The following is a 21,327-nucleotide window of genomic DNA, read 5'->3' as shown; positions in this document are numbered from 1 at the left end:
TATCAACACCCTATTGTTAAAATTGTAGATCCAATCCTTGGAATTCAACGCTATAAATTAGGAAGATTTTAAACCTGCTTTGAAAAATGTTAAAAGCTTTTAAAGCTTCTCTTTAAAGGGGGGGTTCTCCAAGGTCTTTAGTGGTATAATTGTGTTACTATATAACCACTTTATCCTTGGATCAAATCCCTTCTCTATGTGGGGGACAGATTTCAGGCTCTCAATTTACAGAACTTTACATAAAATTGGGGGGATCGGCATGCCTTTTTATAAGCTTGAGGGTCGTTTTTTCGCTCGTTTTCTATGTTCGTTATATTAGCCTATAACGAAGAAAATATGGACACCAAGCCCCTCACCACACAACCTCGTTCAACCCCACTGGACTCTTTCAGATTTCCCAATTGACCATACCCCACACAAAAAATAAAAAATGGAAAAGAAGATAATCATACTTATCCTTCAAACGATACAGAGCACCTTTCCACTCCCATTTTCCAACCATTATATATGTATACCAAAGTAGAGTAGTATGTACTTCAATGAGACATAGAGAAATACGACCCCAAATATGGCCTTTAGAATGTTTGGTTTTATTTTCTTGATTATCTTTGGCCCTATCTGCGCGCCTAGGATGTCCCAATACCAACTGATACTGCAAATACTATGTTTACATAACTTCCCAAAATTTTAAGCAAGCCACCAATCAATGCTAGGGGTATCATAGCTGCTAGAGACGTGCCCATAGTAATATAAACTGGCGCCCCGAAAAGGTAGATCATACCAGGTACTAGAGCATATCCTCCACCTAAACCTGCTATTCCAGTCGCAATACCTACGAGGAACCCAAATACGGCCTTTTTCCAACCTTTCCCCCGATCTGGTCACCCTCCTTCATGGGGGGTGGTGAAAATATCCCTTCCTTGATCATTCTTATGGCTGGCCATAAGAAGACAAGTCCTAGTATCAATTCAAGGATTAAGAGATAGTTATAGAAGACTAAAAACGAAAATATGAGAGATCCAACTATAACACCAATTGTGCCATCAATCCCTAACCAAAGAGCTGTTCCTTTATGAACATTTCCAATCCTCAAATGTCCATATGCTCCAGAAATGGTGGTAAATATCACAGCAACAAGAGTTGTTCCAATAGCAATAGGCAATTGATTAATATCCCCTCTATATACAATAAAAAGACAAGATAGGTAGCATTAATGCACATCCACCAGTACCAATCAAACTTCCCAATAATCCTGCTAGGATACCTATAACAAAAGAAAAATATTATCAAACCAATTTCCATCATCACTCACTCTCCATCACAGCCTATTTAACTTCTGCGCCATGGGGGTATGTAGAGCGTTTTAATAAAAATAATTATGATTTTCATGATATGCTGATCTTAATTTCTGGAAAAAGGAAACACTTCAAAGAAAAAGAGGAATAAGACCACACATTAAATATTTATCCTCCATGGAGTCCCATAAGAAGTGAAATACATTACTACTCAACATAAAAAAGACTATTCATTGAAGCATCCAAGTCCATGGGGATACAAGAAGGTGCAAACCTGCCGAAAAGAGGATAAGACCGCCCCTACTGGGACAAGCAAAATTTTCCTCAATGAAATATGGGTACTTCAGTGTCTCTTTCAATTCTAACCAGCTACTTATGTGATTTTTTTGTATTTGTACAATGTGTGAGAGTCTCTGAAAAAATCGGCAAATTAATATCATATAAAAGCTAAAATATCATAAAGGTGTCTTTCTCATGAGAAGAACAGGTCATGCTAATTTACCATTGCATGGTGGTCATACCCCAAGGTGGCTTTTTAAACGAATGGTGAAACTTGCCAAGGCCATCACTTCTATTATAATAGATGAGTATGGGAGTCGCGAATTTCTAAGGAGAATTTCCGATCCATTTTGGTTCCAATCATTTTCTTGCATCCTAGGCTTTGATTGGCACTCTTCAGGGACTACCACAACAACTTGTGCAGCCCTTAAAAATGCTATTAACCCAGAAGAACATGGCATCCTTGTGACTGGGGGAAAGGGCAAAGCTTCTAGGAAGACGCCAAAAGAACTAAAAGGCGCCGAAGAATTCTTTAACATTGAAGCTCAGGACTTGATACGTGCAAGTCGCCTCGTAGCAAAAGTTGACAATTCATGCATACAAGATTCATACCAATTATACCATCATACTTTTATAGTGGATGAGATAGGGGAATGGACAGCAATACAACAAGGTCTTAACAGTAGGAGAGGATATGCGCGCCGCTACCATTGGTCAAGCCAAGACCTAACTGATTTCGTTGAAAACCCACATACTGGTATTATAAGTATAAGCCGAGAAAGAAAAGTTTTGAATATGACTGCGCCTGAAAGTAGAAACGCAAGGAATATAAGCTTGGAGCTTGTATGTGATGGGCCAGAACACTTAAAAGGGCAGATTACAGGGCAGACAACACTCTACAATTATAGTATACTTGAAATGCCACCACACCATGAAATATGGCAAGTCTTCACAGAGGCAGACTTCCAAATACTGGAAAAGGCCTATGAGATACAACCAGAAAACTATGAAGATCTAATTCTAGTTAAGGGTATGGGGCCTAAGAAGATAAGGGCCTTAGCACTGCTCTCTGACCTATTATATGGTGAGCCTCCAAGTTGGGAAGATCCCGTAAAATACGCTTTTGCTCATGGCGGAAAGGACGGCCACCCATATCCAGTGGAAAAGAGAGTATATGATAATACAATCCAATTCCTCGAGGATGTTGTTAATGAGTCAAAAATAGACAAAGAGGACAAGATACGGGCGCTCAGATCCTTAGAAAATTTCATATCAAAAAATGGGGGACTATAATGACCCTTCCCCTTAATTTATAAGCTGGGGGATGATTTAGGATGGGGACAAATATAAAGTTGATTTTCTATTTCATCCTTGGTGGCATTGTCGTAAGTTTAACCACATATTTTGGGAGTAGAGAGAAGGGTGTTTTAGCGGCTTTTATTGCCATGTTCCCATCTGTCACCGTCCTCACATTGTCCACAATCTATTTAGAGGCTGGTATGCGGCCAGTGCTTTCATATCTTAAAGGTTTGCTCTTTCTGACACCGGTTTGGATTATCTATCTTATTTGTTTGGTTTATATGACCCCCAAGCACGGTTTCTGGCCGGCTTTAGTCTCTGGGGTGGCCTTGTATCTTATCCTGGCTTGGCTGATAACATTCGTATTTTAAAACCCTGGAAGGATCATACCCCTCCCACTTCCAATAGTTCGAAGAATTCTTTTATGATTTCCCTGGTTATAGGGTCTATACTGGTCTTAAGGCCTATTTGAGGTTTGTATATTCGGGTTTCATTTTCCTTGGAGGCGTTTATGACTATTTTTTCTTCGCCCCAGTGGCGTGACGGGTCTATGACGAGAACATCAAGGTCTTCATAATATTCTATGTTCACGAAGCCGCCACAGCCACCAGGATATATTATAGTAGTCCTTAATGGAGTTTCAACTACCTTACATGCTTCTAAAAAATCTTTGAAAGGTTCGCCCTCGCTTATGGCTTTCTGGACAGCCTCCAATATTTTGGTTTTCATGGGACCTTTTACCTCATAAACTCCTATGGAACTATATTTGACACATTATATAGAGAATTTTTTTCATGCTTTTATTAAAACAGCACAATTTGTATTACCCTATCTTATTTCTATATTTAAATTGTTAATACTATGTTGGTTATTTATATACCTAACCTGTCTATAAATCTTCTTTAATGGTGATGTCTATGAAATTTTCAGTGTTCCCATTCACTGCCATTGTTGGGCAAGAGCATCTTAAAAAAGCCCTAATCTTAAATGCAATTGACCCCACGATAGGTGGGGTGCTCATAAAAGGAGATAAAGGCACTGGGAAATCAACTGCTGTGAGGGCATTCGCAGAACTATTACCAATAAGAGAAGTAGTTGATGGTTGCCCATTTAACTGCAACCCCAATGAAAATTTTCTCTGCCAAGAATGTGAAAAGATCCTTGAACAAGAAGGCAAATTACCCACCATAAAAAAGGGGATGTCAATAGTGGAACTCCCAGTCTCTGCCACAGAAGACATGGTAGTAGGATCACTTGATATCAAAAAGGCCCTTAAAGAAGGTGTAAAGGCCCTGGAACCTGGTATACTCGCTCGTGCAAATGGTAACATACTCTACATCGACGAAGTCAACCTCCTAGATGACCATATCGTGAATGTTCTATTGGATGCAGCTGCCATGGGGGTTAACATCATCGAAAGGGAAGGAGTCTCAGTATCCCATCCATCCAAGTTTATATTGGTAGGTACAATGAACCCAGAAGAAGGCGACCTAAGACCCCAGATACTTGACAGATTCGGACTCTGCGTAGAGGCTAAAGCCCTAACAGACCCCAAGAAAAGGCTCAAAATAATAAAATATAGGATGAAATTCGATGAAAACCCAATAAAATTCCAGGAAAAATTCCTAAAAAAACAAAAAGAACTACAGGAAAGAATAATAAACGCCAAAAGTCTCTTAGATAAAGTTGAAATTTCAGAGGAACTTCTTGAGCTTATAGTGAAGATATCAGCAGCCATCGGTATCAGGACGCATCGGGCCGATATTATAACAGCAAAAACCGCCACGGCAATCGCAGCATTCAACAAAAGAAAGAAAGTGAAAGAAAAAGACGTGAAAGAAGCCGCACTACTCGCACTAAAACATAGAATAAAACAGTTACCATTCGAAAAAGAACAAGAAATCGACGAGGAACTAATTGAAGAACTAATTGAGGAACCAGAAGATGACTTCGAAATAGATAAAAAGAGAAAACTCAAAAAAGGTGTGAAAATGGCTGAACTCACAGGCACTTTACAAGGCAAAAATTCTGCCAGCGTCACAGGAAAAAGGGGGAAATACATCAAAGCAAAGGAAACCACAAACCCAGATAGTATCGCGATCGATGCAACAATAAAAAAGGCCATACAAGAAAACCCAAAGAATCCCATGGAAACCCTACCAGAACACTTAATGGAAAAAGTGAGAATAAGCAAAGCAGAAGCACTATACATAATAATCCTAGACTCATCATCTTCAATGAAACTCGACAAAAAAATAAAATTCGCCAAGACAATAGCATGGCTACTACTCAAAGAATCCTATGAAAAAAAGAACAAAATCAGCCTAATATCATTCAAAGGCGATGAAGCCCAGATAATAAGCGAACCCACAACAAACTTCACAAAATTGAATGAGATCCTCGAAAACTTGGAAATTGGGGGTAAAACACCATTAACGCCTGCACTCATGGAGGCGGCTAAGTTAGCATCCAAGTACAAGGAACTATCCCCCACACTCATAATCATCTCTGATGGGCGCTGCAACATTTTCATAAAATCCAACCTTGAAGAAGACCTTAGAATACTCTACCCAAAACTCAAAAGATTAAATTTAGTCTTTGTGGACGCGGAGCCCAAAGGGCGCAATATAGGAGTCCTTGAAGAAATCGCGGCTAAATTCGACTCACCAATATTCTATCTAGATGAAATACTCATTTAAAATAGAGGGGGCCCCCTATGAAAAAAGTTTTAGCAATCACCACAATAAACAATACAATATCCCTCAAAGAAGCTCTGAACAAAATAAAAGGCAAATATGGGAACATAGTAAAAATCAGAAAAATATACCTTGACAAATACGAGGACCCTAAAACTCCATTAGACGATATAAAAAGAGAAATTAGTGAGTCTGATGTGATACTAGTCGATATAAGAGGTGATGAACGACTCGGCAGAAAACTACCCCACTTACTGGCTGGGAGAGAAAAAACCGTCATCTCACTAGTATGGAGCAGCCACAGGATACTCAGCCTTACAAGGATTGGAAAACTAAACATGCATGAACTCATCAAAGAACTCCAAAAGAAAGGAGTAAACATAAACCCACTCATAAAAGAAGATGAACTTAAAAATATAATAGAAACCCACGGCCCACATGAAATCAAAGAAGATCTCAGAAAATGGTTCAAAATCTTGGAATATTACAAGCAAAGCAACCCTGAAAACCTCAAAAACATGCTATTATACATACTAAGAGAATACTGCGACCTCAACATAAACAAAATACCCGAACCGGTGAAAATGCCCAAATATGGACTATACCATCCATACAAGGGCGTATACAAAGATTTGGAAGAATACAAAACGGCAGCAGATTTCAAACCAGAACTTAACACTATCGGTATACTATTCTATAGTGGAATGCACTTTGATGATACAAGACCACTCGTAGAGGCCCTCTACGAAAACCTTTATGATAAAGTGAACTGTATAATAGTGTTCTCAGATGGCATCAGCTACAACATTAAAGCCCTCAAAGAATACATGATGGAAATCGACCTCTTTATAAATTTACAATATTTCCAAATCCATGGTGGCCCATATGGAGGCGACCCCCAAGTCACCTATCAATTAATGGAAGAGATCAACGCCCCCTACCTTATATGTTTAAGGGGTCATGAAACAGACCTCAACGAATGGGAGACCAGAGATGAAAGTCTTAAACCAATGGAAGTAATATTGGCCGTGACTTTACCTGAACTGGATGGTGGAATTGAACCCTTTTTCACAGCAGCAATGCGGACAAAAGACGACGAAGACCTTGGAAAAATCAGAATAGTTGAAGTACTCCCCGAAAGAATGGAAAAATTCTCCAAGAGAATCCTCAATTGGCTAAAACTCAAGAATAAAGAGAACCATGAGAAAAAGATCGCCATAGTCATTTATAATTATCCTCCAGGCGAGGGCAATCTTGGAAGCGCAGGATACCTCGACGTTTTCAAAAGCCTTGAAATATTCCTCAAAAAGCTCAAAAAACATGGATACAAAATTAGGATACCAAAAGAAAACCTTAAGGACCTCCTACTAGAAAATGGTATTATAAACACTCCAAGATACCTTAAAAGGTCAGGTCATCATCTCAACATAAAAGAATATACTAGCTGGTTCAAAAAACTCCCAGAAAAAATCCAAGAGAATATCATAGAATACTGGGGTGAACCCCCAGGAAATATAATGACAGACCAAAAAGGGATAACATTACCCATACTCGACCTTGGAGGAGTCTACCTTTGTGTGCAACCTTCAAGGGGAGTTCATGAGGATCCGGAAAATTACCATAGCAAGGACCTACCCCCACACCATCAATATCTAGCATTCTACCACTACCTCGAAGATGTCCTTAAAGTAGATGCCATAATACACTTTGGCATGCACGGAACCCTCGAATTCACCCCAGGCAAAGAAACAGGCCTCTCAAGCTCATGCTACCCAGACCTGCTAATAGGCACAATCCCACACATATACTACTATTGGGTGGGTAACACCTCAGAATCGACCATAGCCAAAAGAAGGTCCTATGCACTCTGTATTTCACATGCATCACCTCCAATGAGACCATCAGACCTATACGGAGAATATCTAATACTCGAAGACCTCCTAGAAGAATACAGGGAAGAGGAGGGAGAAGAAACCCTCAAACTCATAAAGGAAAAAGCTGAAACATTGAACATGCCCACAGATTTGGACGAAATCGAAAAAGAACTCCACAGGATGAAAAAACGTCTAATACCATCAGGATTGCATTATATGGACAGAGAATGGAGCCTGGAAGAACAAATAGATTACTTATTAGGGGTTTTGAGATTTGACAGGGAACATCCATCAATACTCAAAATACTATCCAAAAGATTCAAAAAATTACCGCCAGAAAAGTTGGAAAAAGAAGCCAGAAAAATACTAAAAGATATCCTAGAAGATAAAATCCCAGAACACCTCCCAAAAGACTACATAGAATGGGTGAAAGAACTCTCCAAGACCATTAATTTCTCATCTGAAAGCAAATCACTTATAAAAGCCCTAAATGGAGAATACATCAAACCCAACAGGGGCGGAGACCCCATAAAAGATCCAGAAACATACCCAACAGGCTATAGTATGTTCGCATTCGACCCAATGAAAATACCAACAGTAGCATCAGAAAACAGAGGCCGCAAAGCCGCAGAACTCCTAATCAAAGAACACTTAAAATACCATGGAAAATACCCTGAAACCATAGGGATAATCCTATGGGGATTCGAAACCCTCAAAACCGGCGGGGACACAATATCAATGATACTAGAACTCTTAGGCCTCCGCCTAACAAGAAAATATGGGCCATGGGTCAAAAAATTCGAAGTAATACCCCTTGAAGAGCTTGGAAGGCCTAGAGTCGACGTGGTAGTGAACATCTGCGGGATATTCAGGGACACACTAGGGACACAGATAGACCTACTAAACAGGGCATTCAAACAAGTAGCAGAACTCAACGAACCAGAAGACATGAACTACATAAGAAAACACTACCTTGAAGACAAATCCCTCGCAAGGATATTCGGACCCTCACCAAAAGAATATGCCACCAACCTCCCGCAACTCGTCGAAAACAGCTCCTGGGACGAAGAAGAAGAACTATCAGACGCCTACAGAGATTGCATGTCCTATGCATACCTCCCAGATGGCATAAAAAGAGAAGATGAAATCCTAAAAAAGCAACTGGCACGTGTAGACATTGTAACCCAAGAAAGAGACAATGTTGAATATGAAGTCACAGACCTTGACCATTACTATGAATTCCTCGGCGGACTTTCAAGTTCAGTCAAAGCATGTAAAGGCGAAGAAGCCACTATAAAAGTCATAGATTCAACCGAAGAAGAAATATACATAGAAGACCTTGACAAGACAATTGAAAGAGCCGCAAGGACCCGTATACTTAACCCCAAATGGTTAGATGGCATGCTAAAACACGACTTCCACGGTGCAAAACATATCAGAGACAGGATAGAACATCTACTAGGATTTTCAGCCACCACAGATAAAGTTGAAAACTGGATATATGAGAACGTAGCAGACAAGTTAATACTCGACCCCCAGATGAGAAAGAAACTCCTAGAAAATAATCCATTCGCCACCATCGAAATCGGCGAAATATTACTTGAAACTGAGAGAAGAGGCTACTGGAAGACTTCAAAAGAAAAAATCCAAAAAATCAGGGAAACACTAATATCAATAGAATACCAACTCGAGTGAACCACCACGCAAAGGCTTTCTTTACGACTGAGGCTTCATCTGGAGTTTACAGACTCTCACAACCCCCATTCATTAAAATAATATTTTTTAGCACTGCAAAATCAAAATTTCACTCCTCAGAATCGACCTCTCCCTAAAGGCCCTCCATATTCAAATGGATTTTTATCAGGAAAACACATACGAATTAACTGGCCTAACCTCCCCATCTAGATCTGACTGTTAAAGCGAAAGCTGAACAAAAGCCATCTTTTAAATGAAAGTTTTCAGATTATACTTAAAGGTGTGGAAGAGAGAAAAGTCACAGATTGGCTTTACAAGTACTATGAAACCATGATAGAAAAAAAGCTAAAACCTACTATTATGAAGGCAAAAATGGGGATTTTTTGCTCTTTTTGCAAAAAACTGCAGCATGAATTGACCGCGACATCAATGATTAAGTCAGGAAATTTAAGGTACTTATATTTGAAGATTTTTTTAGAAGCTGCAAAAGAATATCATAGTAGATAAGCTATTGCAATCTAAAGACATGAATCTAACCTGAGATTTCATACCACGTAAGACAATGAAAAAACTAGCCCAAGTATCCTGGTATGGGATTATTTAACAACAGGTCGAGAAAGGACATAAATTAACAAAGTATTTTTTATTTATTCGTATCAAGTAATATTCGAGGATTTTTATGGGTTTCAAGTGTAAATAGGGCTGTTTAAAAAAGATAAAGTAAATAAAGATTAAAAGCAAAAAAAATACTGTTTTTATCTAGTTGTATTTTCTACAATCCTCACATCCTGTACTGGAGGTTCAGTAGGTAGCTCTTGCAATCAAATTCTCACAAATTTTTCAAAGCAATTAAAACTATTACTCTCAAGGCTTCTGTATCCGCACCTTCTCATCAGAAGAGAAGATTCTCTAAAAACATCATCAAAAAAAGAGGGGAAATGTTAACCCATTTCATACCTTTTATATGGGACAATTATAGAATAGTATGGAAAAGGTATCCCCACACTTTACACTTTTCTGAATAATAAGAAAATTTAGATCCCACGGAGGTAATATCCTAAAACACGAGAAGAGGATGTTGAAATGACATTTAAGTGTACTATAGCACGTATAGCAGGGAAGTTAGCCCTTTTCATAGTCAAACTTGGAAAAGGTATGGGTAGAAGTTTCCCAGGTTACCTGTTCCTTAAAGTAGGTGGACTTGATTGTCTAAAAGAACTTTCAAAGAGGTCAAAGATTGGGAACATACTCATAACCGGAACAAATGGTAAAACAACAACCACAAAAATGTTATGCCTACTCCTAAAAAAAGATTCTTCAGTCTCATGCAACTTCGACAGTAACACAATAAATGCTGTTGCAACAGGACTACTAAGAAAGGAATCTGATCTGGGAGTGTTTGAATATGGTATCAGAACATCTAAATATTCAATCCCAGATACAGTCTGTGAATACGTAGATCCCATCGGCGTCATTTATACCACAATTTCCAGAGAGCACCTAATGGTCGCAGGGGAGAAAAACCCATTCAGAGAATACTTCAAAGCTAAAAGATTGCTCTCAGCCCCAATGAAAAAAGGTGTTATAATCTGTAACGCTGATGACCCAAGAACAGCCTACATTGGAATGGAGAAAGAAAAAGACGTCCAAGTAGCCTATTATGGCCTCGAAGTGGGTTTGGAGGATGAAACACCCCTAAGCGCGCCAGTACATTGTCCAAGATGCGGCAAAAAACTAGAATACTCCAAGAGATACTTAAATCATCGTGGAATATACAAGTGTAATTGTGGATTCTCAAGGCCAGAGCCCAACGTCAAAATAACAAGAATATCCAAAGAAGACAAAAAGTGGAAAATAGAGATTGCCAGTGAAACATACAATTATACAAGCCAAAAGAGGATCTCATCAAAGTTCAAATTAAAGGTTCCAAATTTTGGCATCCACAACATCTACAATTTCCTCTGCGCCTCCACAGCCTATATCACATTAACCCCCAACCCAGAAAATATAAAAGAAACCATGAAAAAAACAGCACAGGAACTTGAAAAATTCTCCCTACCACCTGGAAGATTCGAAATATTCAAATTAGATGATAAAACCGTGGGTATAGGCCAAGGAGACAATGGGGACGCGCTAAAAGCTAACCTCCAATTTCATCCATCACATGAGCTGACACTCATCTATACAACCCCAGACAAAGGTGAAGATGAAATATTCCAAGACCATCTAAGAGTTATCAGATCTGCACAGCCTATGAAAGTCCATGTTTTTCCAGGACGAGAATCAATTTCTGCAGCGGAGAAATATTATAAGATCATCAAAGGATATTTCGATTCTAGCTTCCATCCCATATCAAATGAACACATAGATAAAAAGATAGATGAAATCCTCAAAGTTATAAAAGAAGCATCCACAAAATCCATTATAGTTTCTGGGTGCGGACCTGAACACTTACTCTGGGCCAGACTAAAATCAAAGTTTGAATCCACCTTATAGTTTTCTTAGGACCCCCTTCTGGGGCATGTTTAGTTTATTGTTGGCTGAAGTAATGTTTCGAAGCGCTTGTAAAATTGCGTTTTATCAGCTATTTCACTAAGTGAATGTTTCTTCAACTTTTGGCATGTTGTAGTCGCCCTTTTACATTTAAGGTCGCATCCTTGGCATCCGAAACTTGTAGGATCGGGGAATAATAAATAACACGGTTGTCCCATGTCAACATATTCTTTCATTTTACTGGCTGTTAATCCCTTATCAATCTTCTTTTTGAATCTTTCTTTCATCTGAGGATGTTTCGCAAAAACCTCATACAATATTTTTCCTATCTTTGTCAATATTTTCACCCTTATACACAGATTTGAAAAAATCTAATATACATTTTGTTTTCTATAGTATATAAAATATCTTATAAAAATTAGAAAAAATGAATACAAAAAAAATTATTGACCCTTGCACTAAACATCCAATCAGACTATTTTACCTGCAAAACCCTCTCTATCCTATAAGTGGATACTTAAGTACAAAATATTTCAAAAGTAACCCCCTATGAGGCCAACCGATCCACGATGGGGGAACAAAGGATGCAAAAAGTCTATGAGATACAACCAAAAGCGCCATGAATAATAATAGGAATATACTACAAGGGGATACCCCTCAAATAACATTCCACCCTGATGATTATAAGCTGTATCATCACCCATACGACGCTCAAGATGAGCGCAACCACTACAACAGTATTGTAGACCACTGCCTCCCATATAAGAATAAAATCATCCAATGCGCATAAACATCAACCACAACACTCACGTACATAAATCAAAATGTGAAGGGAATCTACATTTAAAGATGGGAATGGGTTATAGTTTAACCTCATGGTGACATCAAAAAAAATCTTTTACACTTAATCTTATAGGATTAAGACATTAAGGGGACTATAATTTTAGATCTACTTATGGGGGATAGAATTTGTAGCTAGTCAGCATACCATCCTTATTCTACATACCATAACTATTATTTATATGGGAATGTGTACATCTCTCAAATTTCCCATGAAATACTGTATCCTTTACTTTTTGGAAGAAGATCTAACAGCGCCAAATGCTAAAAAAATATTTTTCTTAACTATATAAATTATCGAGATTCCATTTTATGGGGATGATCATCCTATCAGAAAAAAGCATAGGATGCGATTTGGCCGTTAAGGCTATCCTTTCTGGAGGATAGGAAAATATATATTAGCTCAAATTCAAACTAAGGCTAGGTAAATGTCATTTCTCGGAGGGATAGAACAGTGAAGAGAGTATTTATCACATGTGCACTTCCATATGCAAATGGGCCAACGCATCTTGGACATTTAAGATCAACATATATACCAGCCGATATCTATGCCCGCTACAATAGGATGAAAGGTAGAGATGTTTTGTTTGTATGTGCAACAGATGAACATGGGACGCCAATAGCTGTCAAGGCCGAGAAGGAATCAAAGGATCCTCTTGAAGTGGCAACACATTATTATAAGATGATTCGTCGCGACCTTGAAGCATGTGACATATCATTTGATAATTTTTCACGTACAAGCAACCCATTACATCATAAGATATCCCAAAAATTCTTCCTAAAACTCTACAAAAAGGATTTTATCTATGAGAAGGATATAAAACAATTATATTGTAGGGAATGTCAACGTTTTCTCCCTGACAGGTACGTTGAGGGTAAATGTCCATACTGTGGGGCTGATGGCGCCCGGGGAGATCATTGCGAAGCCTGTGGCAGACACCTCGAACCCCTACAATTAGTCAACCCCAAGTGTATGATATGTGGCTCAAAACCAGAAGTCAGAAAATCTAGGCACTACTTCTTTAGATTGAGCAAATTCCAAAATAAACTCCTCAAATGGATAAAATCAAATAAGAACTTGCCTGCGAATGTTAAAAATTACGCACTTCAATGGGTGAAGGAAGGCCTAAAGGATTGGATACTTACAAGGGACATGGAATGGGGAATACCAGTCCCCCTCAAAGAAGCCAAGGGAAAAATAATCTACGTCTGGGGAGAAGCATTCCTGGGCTATATTTCATCAGCAGTTGAATGGAGCGAAAAAACAGGCAAAGACTGGAAAGAATACTGGGAAGACACAGTAGTCCACTTCATAGGAAAAGATATAATCTATCATCATGCAATTTTCTGGCCCGCGCTCCTCATGGCCTATGGTTGCAAACTACCAGATTATATCATAGCAGGAGAATACCTCTCCCTCGAGGGTAAGAAAATGTCCACGAGCAAAAACTGGGTTGTCTGGACATCAGAATTCCTGGAAAGATTTGAAAGCGACATCCTAAGATATTATCTTACAATAAACGCCCCCCTAACAAGGGACACCGATTTCTCATGGGATGACTTCCAAAGGAGAGTGAATGATGAACTAGCAGACATCCTAGGCAACTTCCTACATCGCACATTTTCATTCACCAACCGGTTCTATGATAGTAGGATACCCAAAGCCAATCTAGAAGATGAGGACATCCGAATCATAGAGGATATTAAAAAGGCTAAAAAAGATATCGAAGATGCCATTGAAAGATTCAATTTCAGAGAAGGGCTCGTAGAGATAATAGGCTTGGCGAAGAAGGGTAACAAGTACTTCAACGACCAAGAGCCATGGAAAACCATTAAAGAAGAACCTGACAGGGCCGCGGCTTGCATATTCACTTGTAACCAGCTAGCCAAGGCTATAGGAGCGCTCCTAAAACCATACATGCCCAGGAAATCCGCCAAGATACTGGAGATACTCAATTTAGAGGGTATATCATGGGATGACGCCACCACCCCAATCAAGGCCGGCCATGAAATCAGAGAAGCCGAACCATTATTCGCCAAGATCCAAGACAAGATCATAGAAGAGGAAAAACGCAAACTCCACCAGAAGACAAAACCCCGAGAAGATGTTAGCATAGAAGATTTCGCAAAATTAGACCTTAGAGTAGGTAGAATATCAGAAGCCTCCGAGATCAAAGGCTCAGACAAACTACTAAAATTGAAAGTTGACCTAAGTGATAAAACAATCCAAGTAGTGGCTGGCATAGGATCAAAATATTCAGCAAATGAACTTCCAGGGAAAAAAGTCATAGTACTAGCCAATATAAAACCTACAAAATTATTCGGGGTAAAATCTGAGGGCATGATACTCGCAACAGCAGAAAAAATGGGCTTACTAACAGTAGAAGATGGTAAGATAGGTGAAAGGATAAAATAAACCTAAAAAAGATCGTTGATAAAAATGGAGGAACCAGCCCTCATAGCAAAATCTGAAAAATTCCTAGAAAGTATAAAAACCCATAAGATAAACCTAGATAACCTCATAGACCCCAAAGGTTTCGTTGAAACATACGCTTATCTAAGATCCAATCTAATGAAACTCCAAAAGATAAAAAAGAGAATGGAGCTGAAAGGATTCAAAACACCATACCGTTCAGTGGCAATCTACGGCCCCCCACTAAAGGGTGAGTTGAAAGCAGAGGACCTCCATGACATAAGAAGACAAGCACAATATTTCAGGATGAAAGCCTCACTCAAAAAGAACATCCTGGACAGGGTAAACTCTGCAATAGCATCCCATAAGATAGCACTAGGCCACCTAGAAGAACACGGCACCCTAACTTGTCCAAGGTGCAGAAGAGTCTTCAAACTCGGCGAATTACCAGAGAATAGACTTAGAGAATGTGAATGCGGCTCCACCCTCCAAGTAAAATTCGAAGAAGGGAACATAAAACGCCCTGAGATAATACCACACCTTCCTCTTTCAGGAGACTATATGGTTAAAATCTCCCAATTAACCCCATGGGCCAGGGAATCCTTCAAAAAGATTATAAGACTCCTAAAAGATGAGAAAAGTGGAACCATAACCTCAGCAACCATGATCGTTAAAATTCCTAAATCTGGGCGCTGGATCAGAAAAAAGATGACCATCGAAGACATCGACCACATCGACTATGAAGAAAAATTAAAACAAGAATACGGACCCCATGCAAGGATAGAATTCATACAATTCCATCGTAGAAAATCCACAATAATCAATGATAGACATATTAGAACAGCACTAGCACTAGGCTACTCCGGCTTTGTCCAAGATTTCATAGCCAAAAGAGAAAATGAAATCCTCAAAAAAAGATTAAAAAAACCCCAGCTAGTTAAAAGATATGATGAAATACTTGAAGAGGCTAAAGAATACTCACTACCTTTTACAGGAGAAGAACTTGAAGAAATCCGAAAAAGAAGACTAAGAAACCTCCTCATCCAAGAAGGTCTGGCAGATAAAGACGGAAACCTCAGACCAGACCTCAAATCTGACCTAGAATTGAGAGAAAAAATAATCAAGGACATCTTCTCAAAAATCCCCATAACCCTCATATTATGGGATATCACATGCTACTATCTCACAACATCCTATGACAGGAGAAGTAAATATGCAGGCCCATTCCCAGGCCTTGGACCAGTCCTAGACCGCAGACAATCCAAAACATTTAATAAAATGGACAGAGAAGCCGTTAAACTCCTCAGAGAATATGGTGAGAAAATATTTTATATAAAAAACCTTCAAAAATTATTATTGAAAAAATTTGAGATAGAAGAAAAAATAAAAGGTCTGCACATGAAAATCAACCAAAGAGCCTTCGGAGCCGCTATAATCAACCTAGAATCTGATATAGATGAAAAAGCATGTGCTAATATATTCTCAATTACATTAAACGAGTTAAAAAAAGAAAAAGAAAACATAAAAGCCCTTACAAAACCCACCAACAAGGCCAGGCTCTTCATGGAAATGATCAAATAAACTACACATCAAATGCCACAAAAAAGAGAAAGTGATCATATTGGCTAAAGAAATACATATAAACCAGCCATTAACTTCACGTAGAATAATAGAAGTCCTTGAAAAAAACCCCGACCTTGAAAAAATCACATGCCCACCCAGCCTATATAATAGAATCCCACCAAAATACCTCAAAGCCCTCAAAGACCTAGGAATAAAAGTAGAACCTAGAAGACGGCGCAAATACGCCGAAAAGGATGTGAAAATGATCAGAAAGCTTATAAGTGAAGGCAAAACCCCAAAAGAGATAGCGAGTATAACAAAGATACCCCTCAAGACTATATACTACCTCAAAGGGGACATGAAACTCAAAAGAGGCCCCAAGCCTAAATATGATAAAATCACGCGGATGCGCGTGCAGAAAATGGCAGAAAAGGGCATACCAGCGAAAAAAATAGCCGAAAAATTTAATATACCCCTAAGGACAGTCTACTATATAATCAAAAAAGGGTGATTCCGTGCTAACAGTTGAATTCAACACTATAATAACAGTATCTATTATCTGTTTTGCCGTGGCATTTTCATCAACCTACCTTGTAATGCCAAGATTAATAAACAAGCTAATGAATGCCAACGTGGTCGGGAAAGACATCCACAAGATCTCCAAGCCAATAGTCGCCGAGATGGGCGGCATTGGAATATTATTTGGATTCATAATAGGAATGTTCATAGCAATCTGCACATTCCCAAAACTACACTATGAACTCATGGTAACCCTACTCGTTATTATACTAGTTGGCCTTGTTGGGATGGTGGACGACCTTGTAAGACTCTCATCAAAAGAAAAAGTATTCCTCTTATTCTTGGCAGGACTCCCACTTATATGGGTAGCTCCCCCTAACGTGGGCATATTATATCTTATAAGCATGCCAATAGCAGTTTCCATCACTTCAAACCTCACTAACATGCTAGCTGGCTTGAATGGAATCGAATCAGGATTAGGATCTATAGCCATGATATCACTCACAGCATCTTGTATAATAATGGGAAAATATGATGTTTCACTCATCACAATGACAATGTTAGGCTCTCTCTTAGCCTTTTTAATATACAATCGTTATCCTTCACGTGTATTCCCTGGGGATGTTGGGACACTTATAATAGGGGCATGTATAGCCGCTGTAGCATTCATAGGACGTATAAAGAGTATAGCATTCATTATATTATTGCCGAATATAATAGATTCTCTCCTAAAATTCCATAGTGCAGGTGTGATGGAGAGGCATCATCACGCACCGACAAGGGTGACAGAAGATGGTAGACTTGTAGCCCCTTCAGAAGGGTTCAATTCACTTATAAGATGGATACTTAGAAGGCCAATGAAAGAAAAACATGTTGTGCTCATTGTATGGCTTATAGGGATATTATTCGGTTCCCTCGGGATACTATTAGCCTTTGTACTACCTCTTGATCCGATATAATAACCTACAAATATCCCTGATAATCTCCGAAGCTTTAGGGTCGTCTGAATCTCTAAAAAGTTCAATAGCATTTTTAAAATTCTCTAGGGCCTCTTCTTCATTTCCTCTGAGGAAGTATATGATACCTAGGAAAACATTCACAGTTCCAAGTGACATCTTATCCTCTGTTTTACTGAATAGCTCTTCAGCTCGTTTAAAATAATTGAATGCTTCATCATAATTTTTATCTTCGAATGAACGGGTTCCAAGGATTAGGAGGATGGAAGCCTCACTCGATTCATCGTTAATCGTGGCAGCTATATCTAAGGCTTCTTTCAACTCTTCAATACTACTCTCAGATGGTTTATATACTGATTCTAAACGTCCAAGTAATGTTCTCAATTTTGGAACTATCTTGTCAATATCAACTTCAAACTTTCCCGGTCTAAAAGTGGAAGTTTCTCCAAGTTTTTCATGCAATTTAGCCATTTCTATGGCTTCTTTCATCTTTTCGACTTCTTTTATCTTCTCTTTCATCTCTTCTCTATTGGGTGATTTAATTGAAGAATAAATCTTGAATGCCTCCTTAAAATATTCAATAGCAACATCTATCTCCCTTTTATCTAGGTAAACCTCGCCCATAGAATCCAATACGAGAGCTTCAAGTTCTTTATCATCCATTTCAACAGCTACCTTAAACGCTTTTTCAAGATATTCCATAGCATCTTCATGTTCACCCTTATCAAGATAATATCCTGCTATTGACAACAAAATATCGAATTCTTCTTCCCATAATTCTTGGAGGCGGCGGATATAATCCTCTAACGACCTTTTCCTTCCAAATAAGTCAAGTATCATTTTATCCCCTAATATTTTTAACTCCCTTATCTGTTATAGTGTATTGAACAAACTTTTCACCTGCTGAAGATTCTGCCTGGATTTTCTCCCCATCAAAACATAATTTTAAATCAGCTAACTCCATCAAGGAATTTTCAATTGAAGGTTCAACAGTACCTGTCGTATGCACCACAACCCCTATACCCCTAGCCTCACTTATACGAGCCTTATATGCTTTTAAAAGCCTTAATACGAGGTTTGGGGGGTTGAATGCGAATATCACAGTGAGAGAATCTAGGATCGCCCTAAATTTGGACGATTTTCTGAATAATGAACGTGTACTCACACCCACCTTTACCATAAGATCAGTGAGGTTTTGGACTGATGAAAACTTTAATGTCCCTGAATCCTCAACCTTAACACCAGCCAAGCGAGTTAAAAGATCTATAATGTAAACATCACCATTTTGAATATATGGTCGCAGAAACCAATTGAATTCCATCATCCTCTGCTCAAGTTGCCTCGAACCATAATCAGCCACTATATACAAACATGGCTCGCCACCCACAAGGCTTGAATAAAGAAACTGATAACAGAATATGGATTTACCCACCTTAGGGGGGCCATAAACTAATATAAGATCCCCCGGCGCCGCATCCTCGAAGAGATAATCAAAAAATTCCATATTATGGTCTTCCATGAACATCACACTAATCAACTATTATACCCTTAGAGGTTATATTATAGGGTGCCCTTACCTTACCACTTCCAATCATAGCCTCTATGGTAAGGTTCTCCCCGTCAAGGTGGATTATATTATCTACTATGGCCTTTAACATGTTCTCAACCTTGGAATCGGCCGAACCTTCAGTGTAGGTTACAATAGCTGTTCCCCCACTCTCTTTTATACGCATTATGTAAATGGTGAGCACCCTCACAATCAAAACTTCATCATTAAATGCCATGAGGGTTGTTAAAGAATCAAGAACTGACCTGAAACGGGGCAACTTTGATGTTATCTGGCGCAGGGCCATTCCCAATTTTACCATGATATCGGTAGGATTATGCACAGATGCTAGAAGATAATTGGGTTTACTCTCAACCTCCCCGCCAGAAATTGTTGATATCGCATCTATGAGATAAAAATTTTCATTCTCGATATATTCGTTGAGGTTCCAACCGAAATTGGCTATATTTCTTTCCATGTCTTTCAAGCCATAATCTGTACTGATATAAAGGCATGGCTCATTATTACGAAGACCCTCATATGCAAACTGATAAGAAAAGACGGATTTTCCAACTTTTGGAGGGCCATAGATGAGGGTAACGGTGTTCTCGGCGAACGACCCGCCCCCATTTCCTATAAGTTCATCTAAGCCTGGAATCCCTGATGAAATCCTTACAATCAATTCAATCACCATATATTAGCCCTAGGAGGGCTTCAAGGGCGTCAGTAACTCCCCTTCCCTCTGTTACTATTGCTGGTATGATAGGGATGTCCTTGCCAACTTTCATCTTTTCACGTATTTCCTCAGGTGAAAGCGCCCCTGGCAAATCTTGCTTATTCGCGACTAAAACCTTTGGTATGGCCTCTGCCTTTGTCTTCCTTATCATCTCCTTGGCCCTTGCAAAGGTTTGTGGGGCTGTTGAGTCAACGATTATGAAAGCACCAACCGATTCCTTGCCCAGAACATCTAATAGGAGATCAAACCGTTCTTGACCCGGTGTGCCGAATACATCAGCTACAAAACCTTTATATTCAAGATGTCCTATATCCAATGCTATCGTGGTTGGGAAAGCCGATAAAGCCTTCCTGTCAACTGAAACAGACTTCTTTGATATTTTCTTCACGAAAGTCGATTTACCCGCATTATATGGGCCCGTGACCAGTATCTTAGGTATGTATACTTTAACTCCCCCAGGTTGCACCACAAAGAATAATACCATAGTATCTGATGGTTCAGACCATGAAGAATGAGCTACCATGAAACCCTGGCCTATTATAACCCTTTCCTCTATTGTTTTAATCTCAACCACACAATCCATGGACTTTTTAAGATTCTGGATCAAATTGGAATTATAATCCCATTTTGTGAAAAGATAAACTAGGCTAGTATTATATTTTTTACCGTGCAGGTTCCATTTTTTAATAATGTCTATTGTCTCATCTTCTCCAAGATAATCTATCAAGGTTGAAAGATTATTTATGACACCTATACCATCCGGTACGTCCTCTATAGCTTCCATGATCGCCTCTTCTACTTGTGAATAGTCTTTGATAGAATATTTCGCATCTGATGGTAAACCCATGAATGGTGAAGTTCCATCAACAAAGAAAGCCTGACCATCCTGTAAGAATTTTTCAAGATCCCAACCATAGGATCTGAACTCATATACTATGGTTTCAGGTTCGGCTACGTTCGTGAATATGAAGCCCTTATCCCCATCTTTTAATCGTCCATTCAGCATCTGGTAACCGAATGCTTCATAATCCACGCCAGGAACGGCAGAGAACATTACAGAGGCGTTATCGATTATACCTCCACCGAGTATATCGTCAAGTTTGGGGATGTAAGTCCTTTTCAT

At 39.0% G+C, this 21,327-nt stretch carries 16 protein-coding genes; 8 read left to right on the top strand and 8 right to left on the bottom strand.

The genetic code is table 11. The annotated features are described in order from the left end of the window. Window positions 1–626 precede the first annotated feature (626 nt). Both ACZ5XX_RS05980 and ACZ5XX_RS05975 read right to left on the bottom strand, forming a co-directional pair. Window positions 627–818 carry a hypothetical protein gene (locus ACZ5XX_RS05980; RefSeq protein ID WP_464586265.1) on the bottom strand — a complete coding sequence of 64 codons (192 nt, stop codon included), beginning with the start codon at window positions 816–818 and terminating at the stop codon, window positions 627–629. Between the two features lie 14 nt (window positions 819–832). Continuing rightward, complete coding sequence (locus ACZ5XX_RS05975) at window positions 833–1,162, bottom strand: TSUP family transporter (RefSeq protein ID WP_464583472.1); 330 nt, start codon at window positions 1,160–1,162, stop codon at window positions 833–835. Between the two features lie 607 nt (window positions 1,163–1,769). Here ACZ5XX_RS05975 and ACZ5XX_RS05970 point away from each other — a divergent pair. Further along, window positions 1,770–2,867, top strand: coding sequence for a DUF763 domain-containing protein (locus ACZ5XX_RS05970; protein WP_464583470.1), 1,098 nt, complete (start codon window positions 1,770–1,772; stop codon window positions 2,865–2,867). Window positions 2,868–3,257: 390 nt separating this feature from the next. Here the strand turns inward: ACZ5XX_RS05970 and ACZ5XX_RS05965 are convergent, their stop codons facing one another. After that, the gene (locus ACZ5XX_RS05965) at window positions 3,258–3,602 is read right to left on the bottom strand and encodes a hypothetical protein (protein WP_464583468.1); all 345 of its coding nucleotides are present in this window, start codon (window positions 3,600–3,602) and stop codon (window positions 3,258–3,260) included. Window positions 3,603–3,790: 188 nt separating this feature from the next. Here ACZ5XX_RS05965 and ACZ5XX_RS05960 point away from each other — a divergent pair, with 188 nt between their 5' ends. From ACZ5XX_RS05960 to ACZ5XX_RS05950, 3 genes are all read left to right on the top strand, one after another. Then, window positions 3,791–5,572 carry an AAA family ATPase gene (locus tag ACZ5XX_RS05960; protein ID WP_464583466.1) on the top strand — a complete coding sequence of 594 codons (1,782 nt, stop codon included), beginning with the start codon at window positions 3,791–3,793 and terminating at the stop codon, window positions 5,570–5,572. 17 nt (window positions 5,573–5,589) lie between these two features. Further along, entirely contained in the window at window positions 5,590–9,138 is a 3,549-nt protein-coding gene (locus ACZ5XX_RS05955; RefSeq protein WP_464583464.1) for a cobaltochelatase subunit CobN, read from the top strand. 1,083 nt (window positions 9,139–10,221) lie between these two features. Beyond that, window positions 10,222–11,634 (top strand): Mur ligase family protein, encoded by a 1,413-nt coding sequence (locus ACZ5XX_RS05950; protein WP_464583462.1) that lies wholly within the window; start codon window positions 10,222–10,224, stop codon window positions 11,632–11,634. 29 nt (window positions 11,635–11,663) lie between these two features. Here the strand turns inward: ACZ5XX_RS05950 and ACZ5XX_RS05945 are convergent, their stop codons facing one another. After that, on the bottom strand, window positions 11,664–11,969 hold the full coding sequence (locus ACZ5XX_RS05945; RefSeq protein WP_464583460.1) for a hypothetical protein: 306 nt from the start codon (window positions 11,967–11,969) through the stop codon (window positions 11,664–11,666). A 956-nt stretch (window positions 11,970–12,925) separates the two neighbouring features. Here ACZ5XX_RS05945 and metG point away from each other — a divergent pair. From metG to ACZ5XX_RS05925, 4 genes are all read left to right on the top strand, one after another. Next, window positions 12,926–14,887 carry a methionine--tRNA ligase gene (gene metG / locus ACZ5XX_RS05940; protein ID WP_464583458.1) on the top strand — a complete coding sequence of 654 codons (1,962 nt, stop codon included), beginning with the start codon at window positions 12,926–12,928 and terminating at the stop codon, window positions 14,885–14,887. Between the two features lie 24 nt (window positions 14,888–14,911). Then, entirely contained in the window at window positions 14,912–16,465 is a 1,554-nt protein-coding gene (locus tag ACZ5XX_RS05935) for a DUF530 domain-containing protein (RefSeq protein ID WP_464586264.1), read from the top strand. Between the two features lie 31 nt (window positions 16,466–16,496). Next, window positions 16,497–16,958 (top strand): helix-turn-helix domain-containing protein, encoded by a 462-nt coding sequence (locus ACZ5XX_RS05930; protein ID WP_464583456.1) that lies wholly within the window; start codon window positions 16,497–16,499, stop codon window positions 16,956–16,958. 85 nt (window positions 16,959–17,043) lie between these two features. Further along, window positions 17,044–17,925: an MraY family glycosyltransferase gene (locus ACZ5XX_RS05925; protein WP_464586262.1), complete on the top strand. Its 882-nt coding sequence runs from the start codon at window positions 17,044–17,046 to the stop codon at window positions 17,923–17,925. On the opposite strand, the gene ACZ5XX_RS05920 is transcribed toward ACZ5XX_RS05925, so the two are convergent. From ACZ5XX_RS05920 to ACZ5XX_RS05905, 4 genes are read right to left on the bottom strand one after another with little or no spacing between them, the layout of a single operon-like run. Continuing rightward, window positions 17,905–18,762 carry a tetratricopeptide repeat protein gene (locus ACZ5XX_RS05920; protein ID WP_464583454.1) on the bottom strand — a complete coding sequence of 286 codons (858 nt, stop codon included), beginning with the start codon at window positions 18,760–18,762 and terminating at the stop codon, window positions 17,905–17,907. The genes ACZ5XX_RS05925 and ACZ5XX_RS05920 overlap by 21 nt on opposite strands. A 1-nt stretch (window position 18,763) precedes the next feature. Then, window positions 18,764–19,450, bottom strand: a complete 687-nt coding sequence (locus ACZ5XX_RS05915; protein ID WP_464586260.1) for an RAD55 family ATPase — start codon at window positions 19,448–19,450, stop codon at window positions 18,764–18,766. Between the two features lies 1 nt (window position 19,451). Then, entirely contained in the window at window positions 19,452–20,150 is a 699-nt protein-coding gene (locus ACZ5XX_RS05910; RefSeq protein ID WP_464583452.1) for an RAD55 family ATPase, read from the bottom strand. 1 nt (window position 20,151) lies between these two features. Then, window positions 20,152–21,327: an ATPase domain-containing protein gene (locus tag ACZ5XX_RS05905; protein WP_464583450.1), complete on the bottom strand. Its 1,176-nt coding sequence runs from the start codon at window positions 21,325–21,327 to the stop codon at window positions 20,152–20,154.

The organism is Methanothermobacter crinale, assembly GCF_055397825.1.
This window is presented reverse-complemented; position numbering and strand designations above follow the sequence as displayed.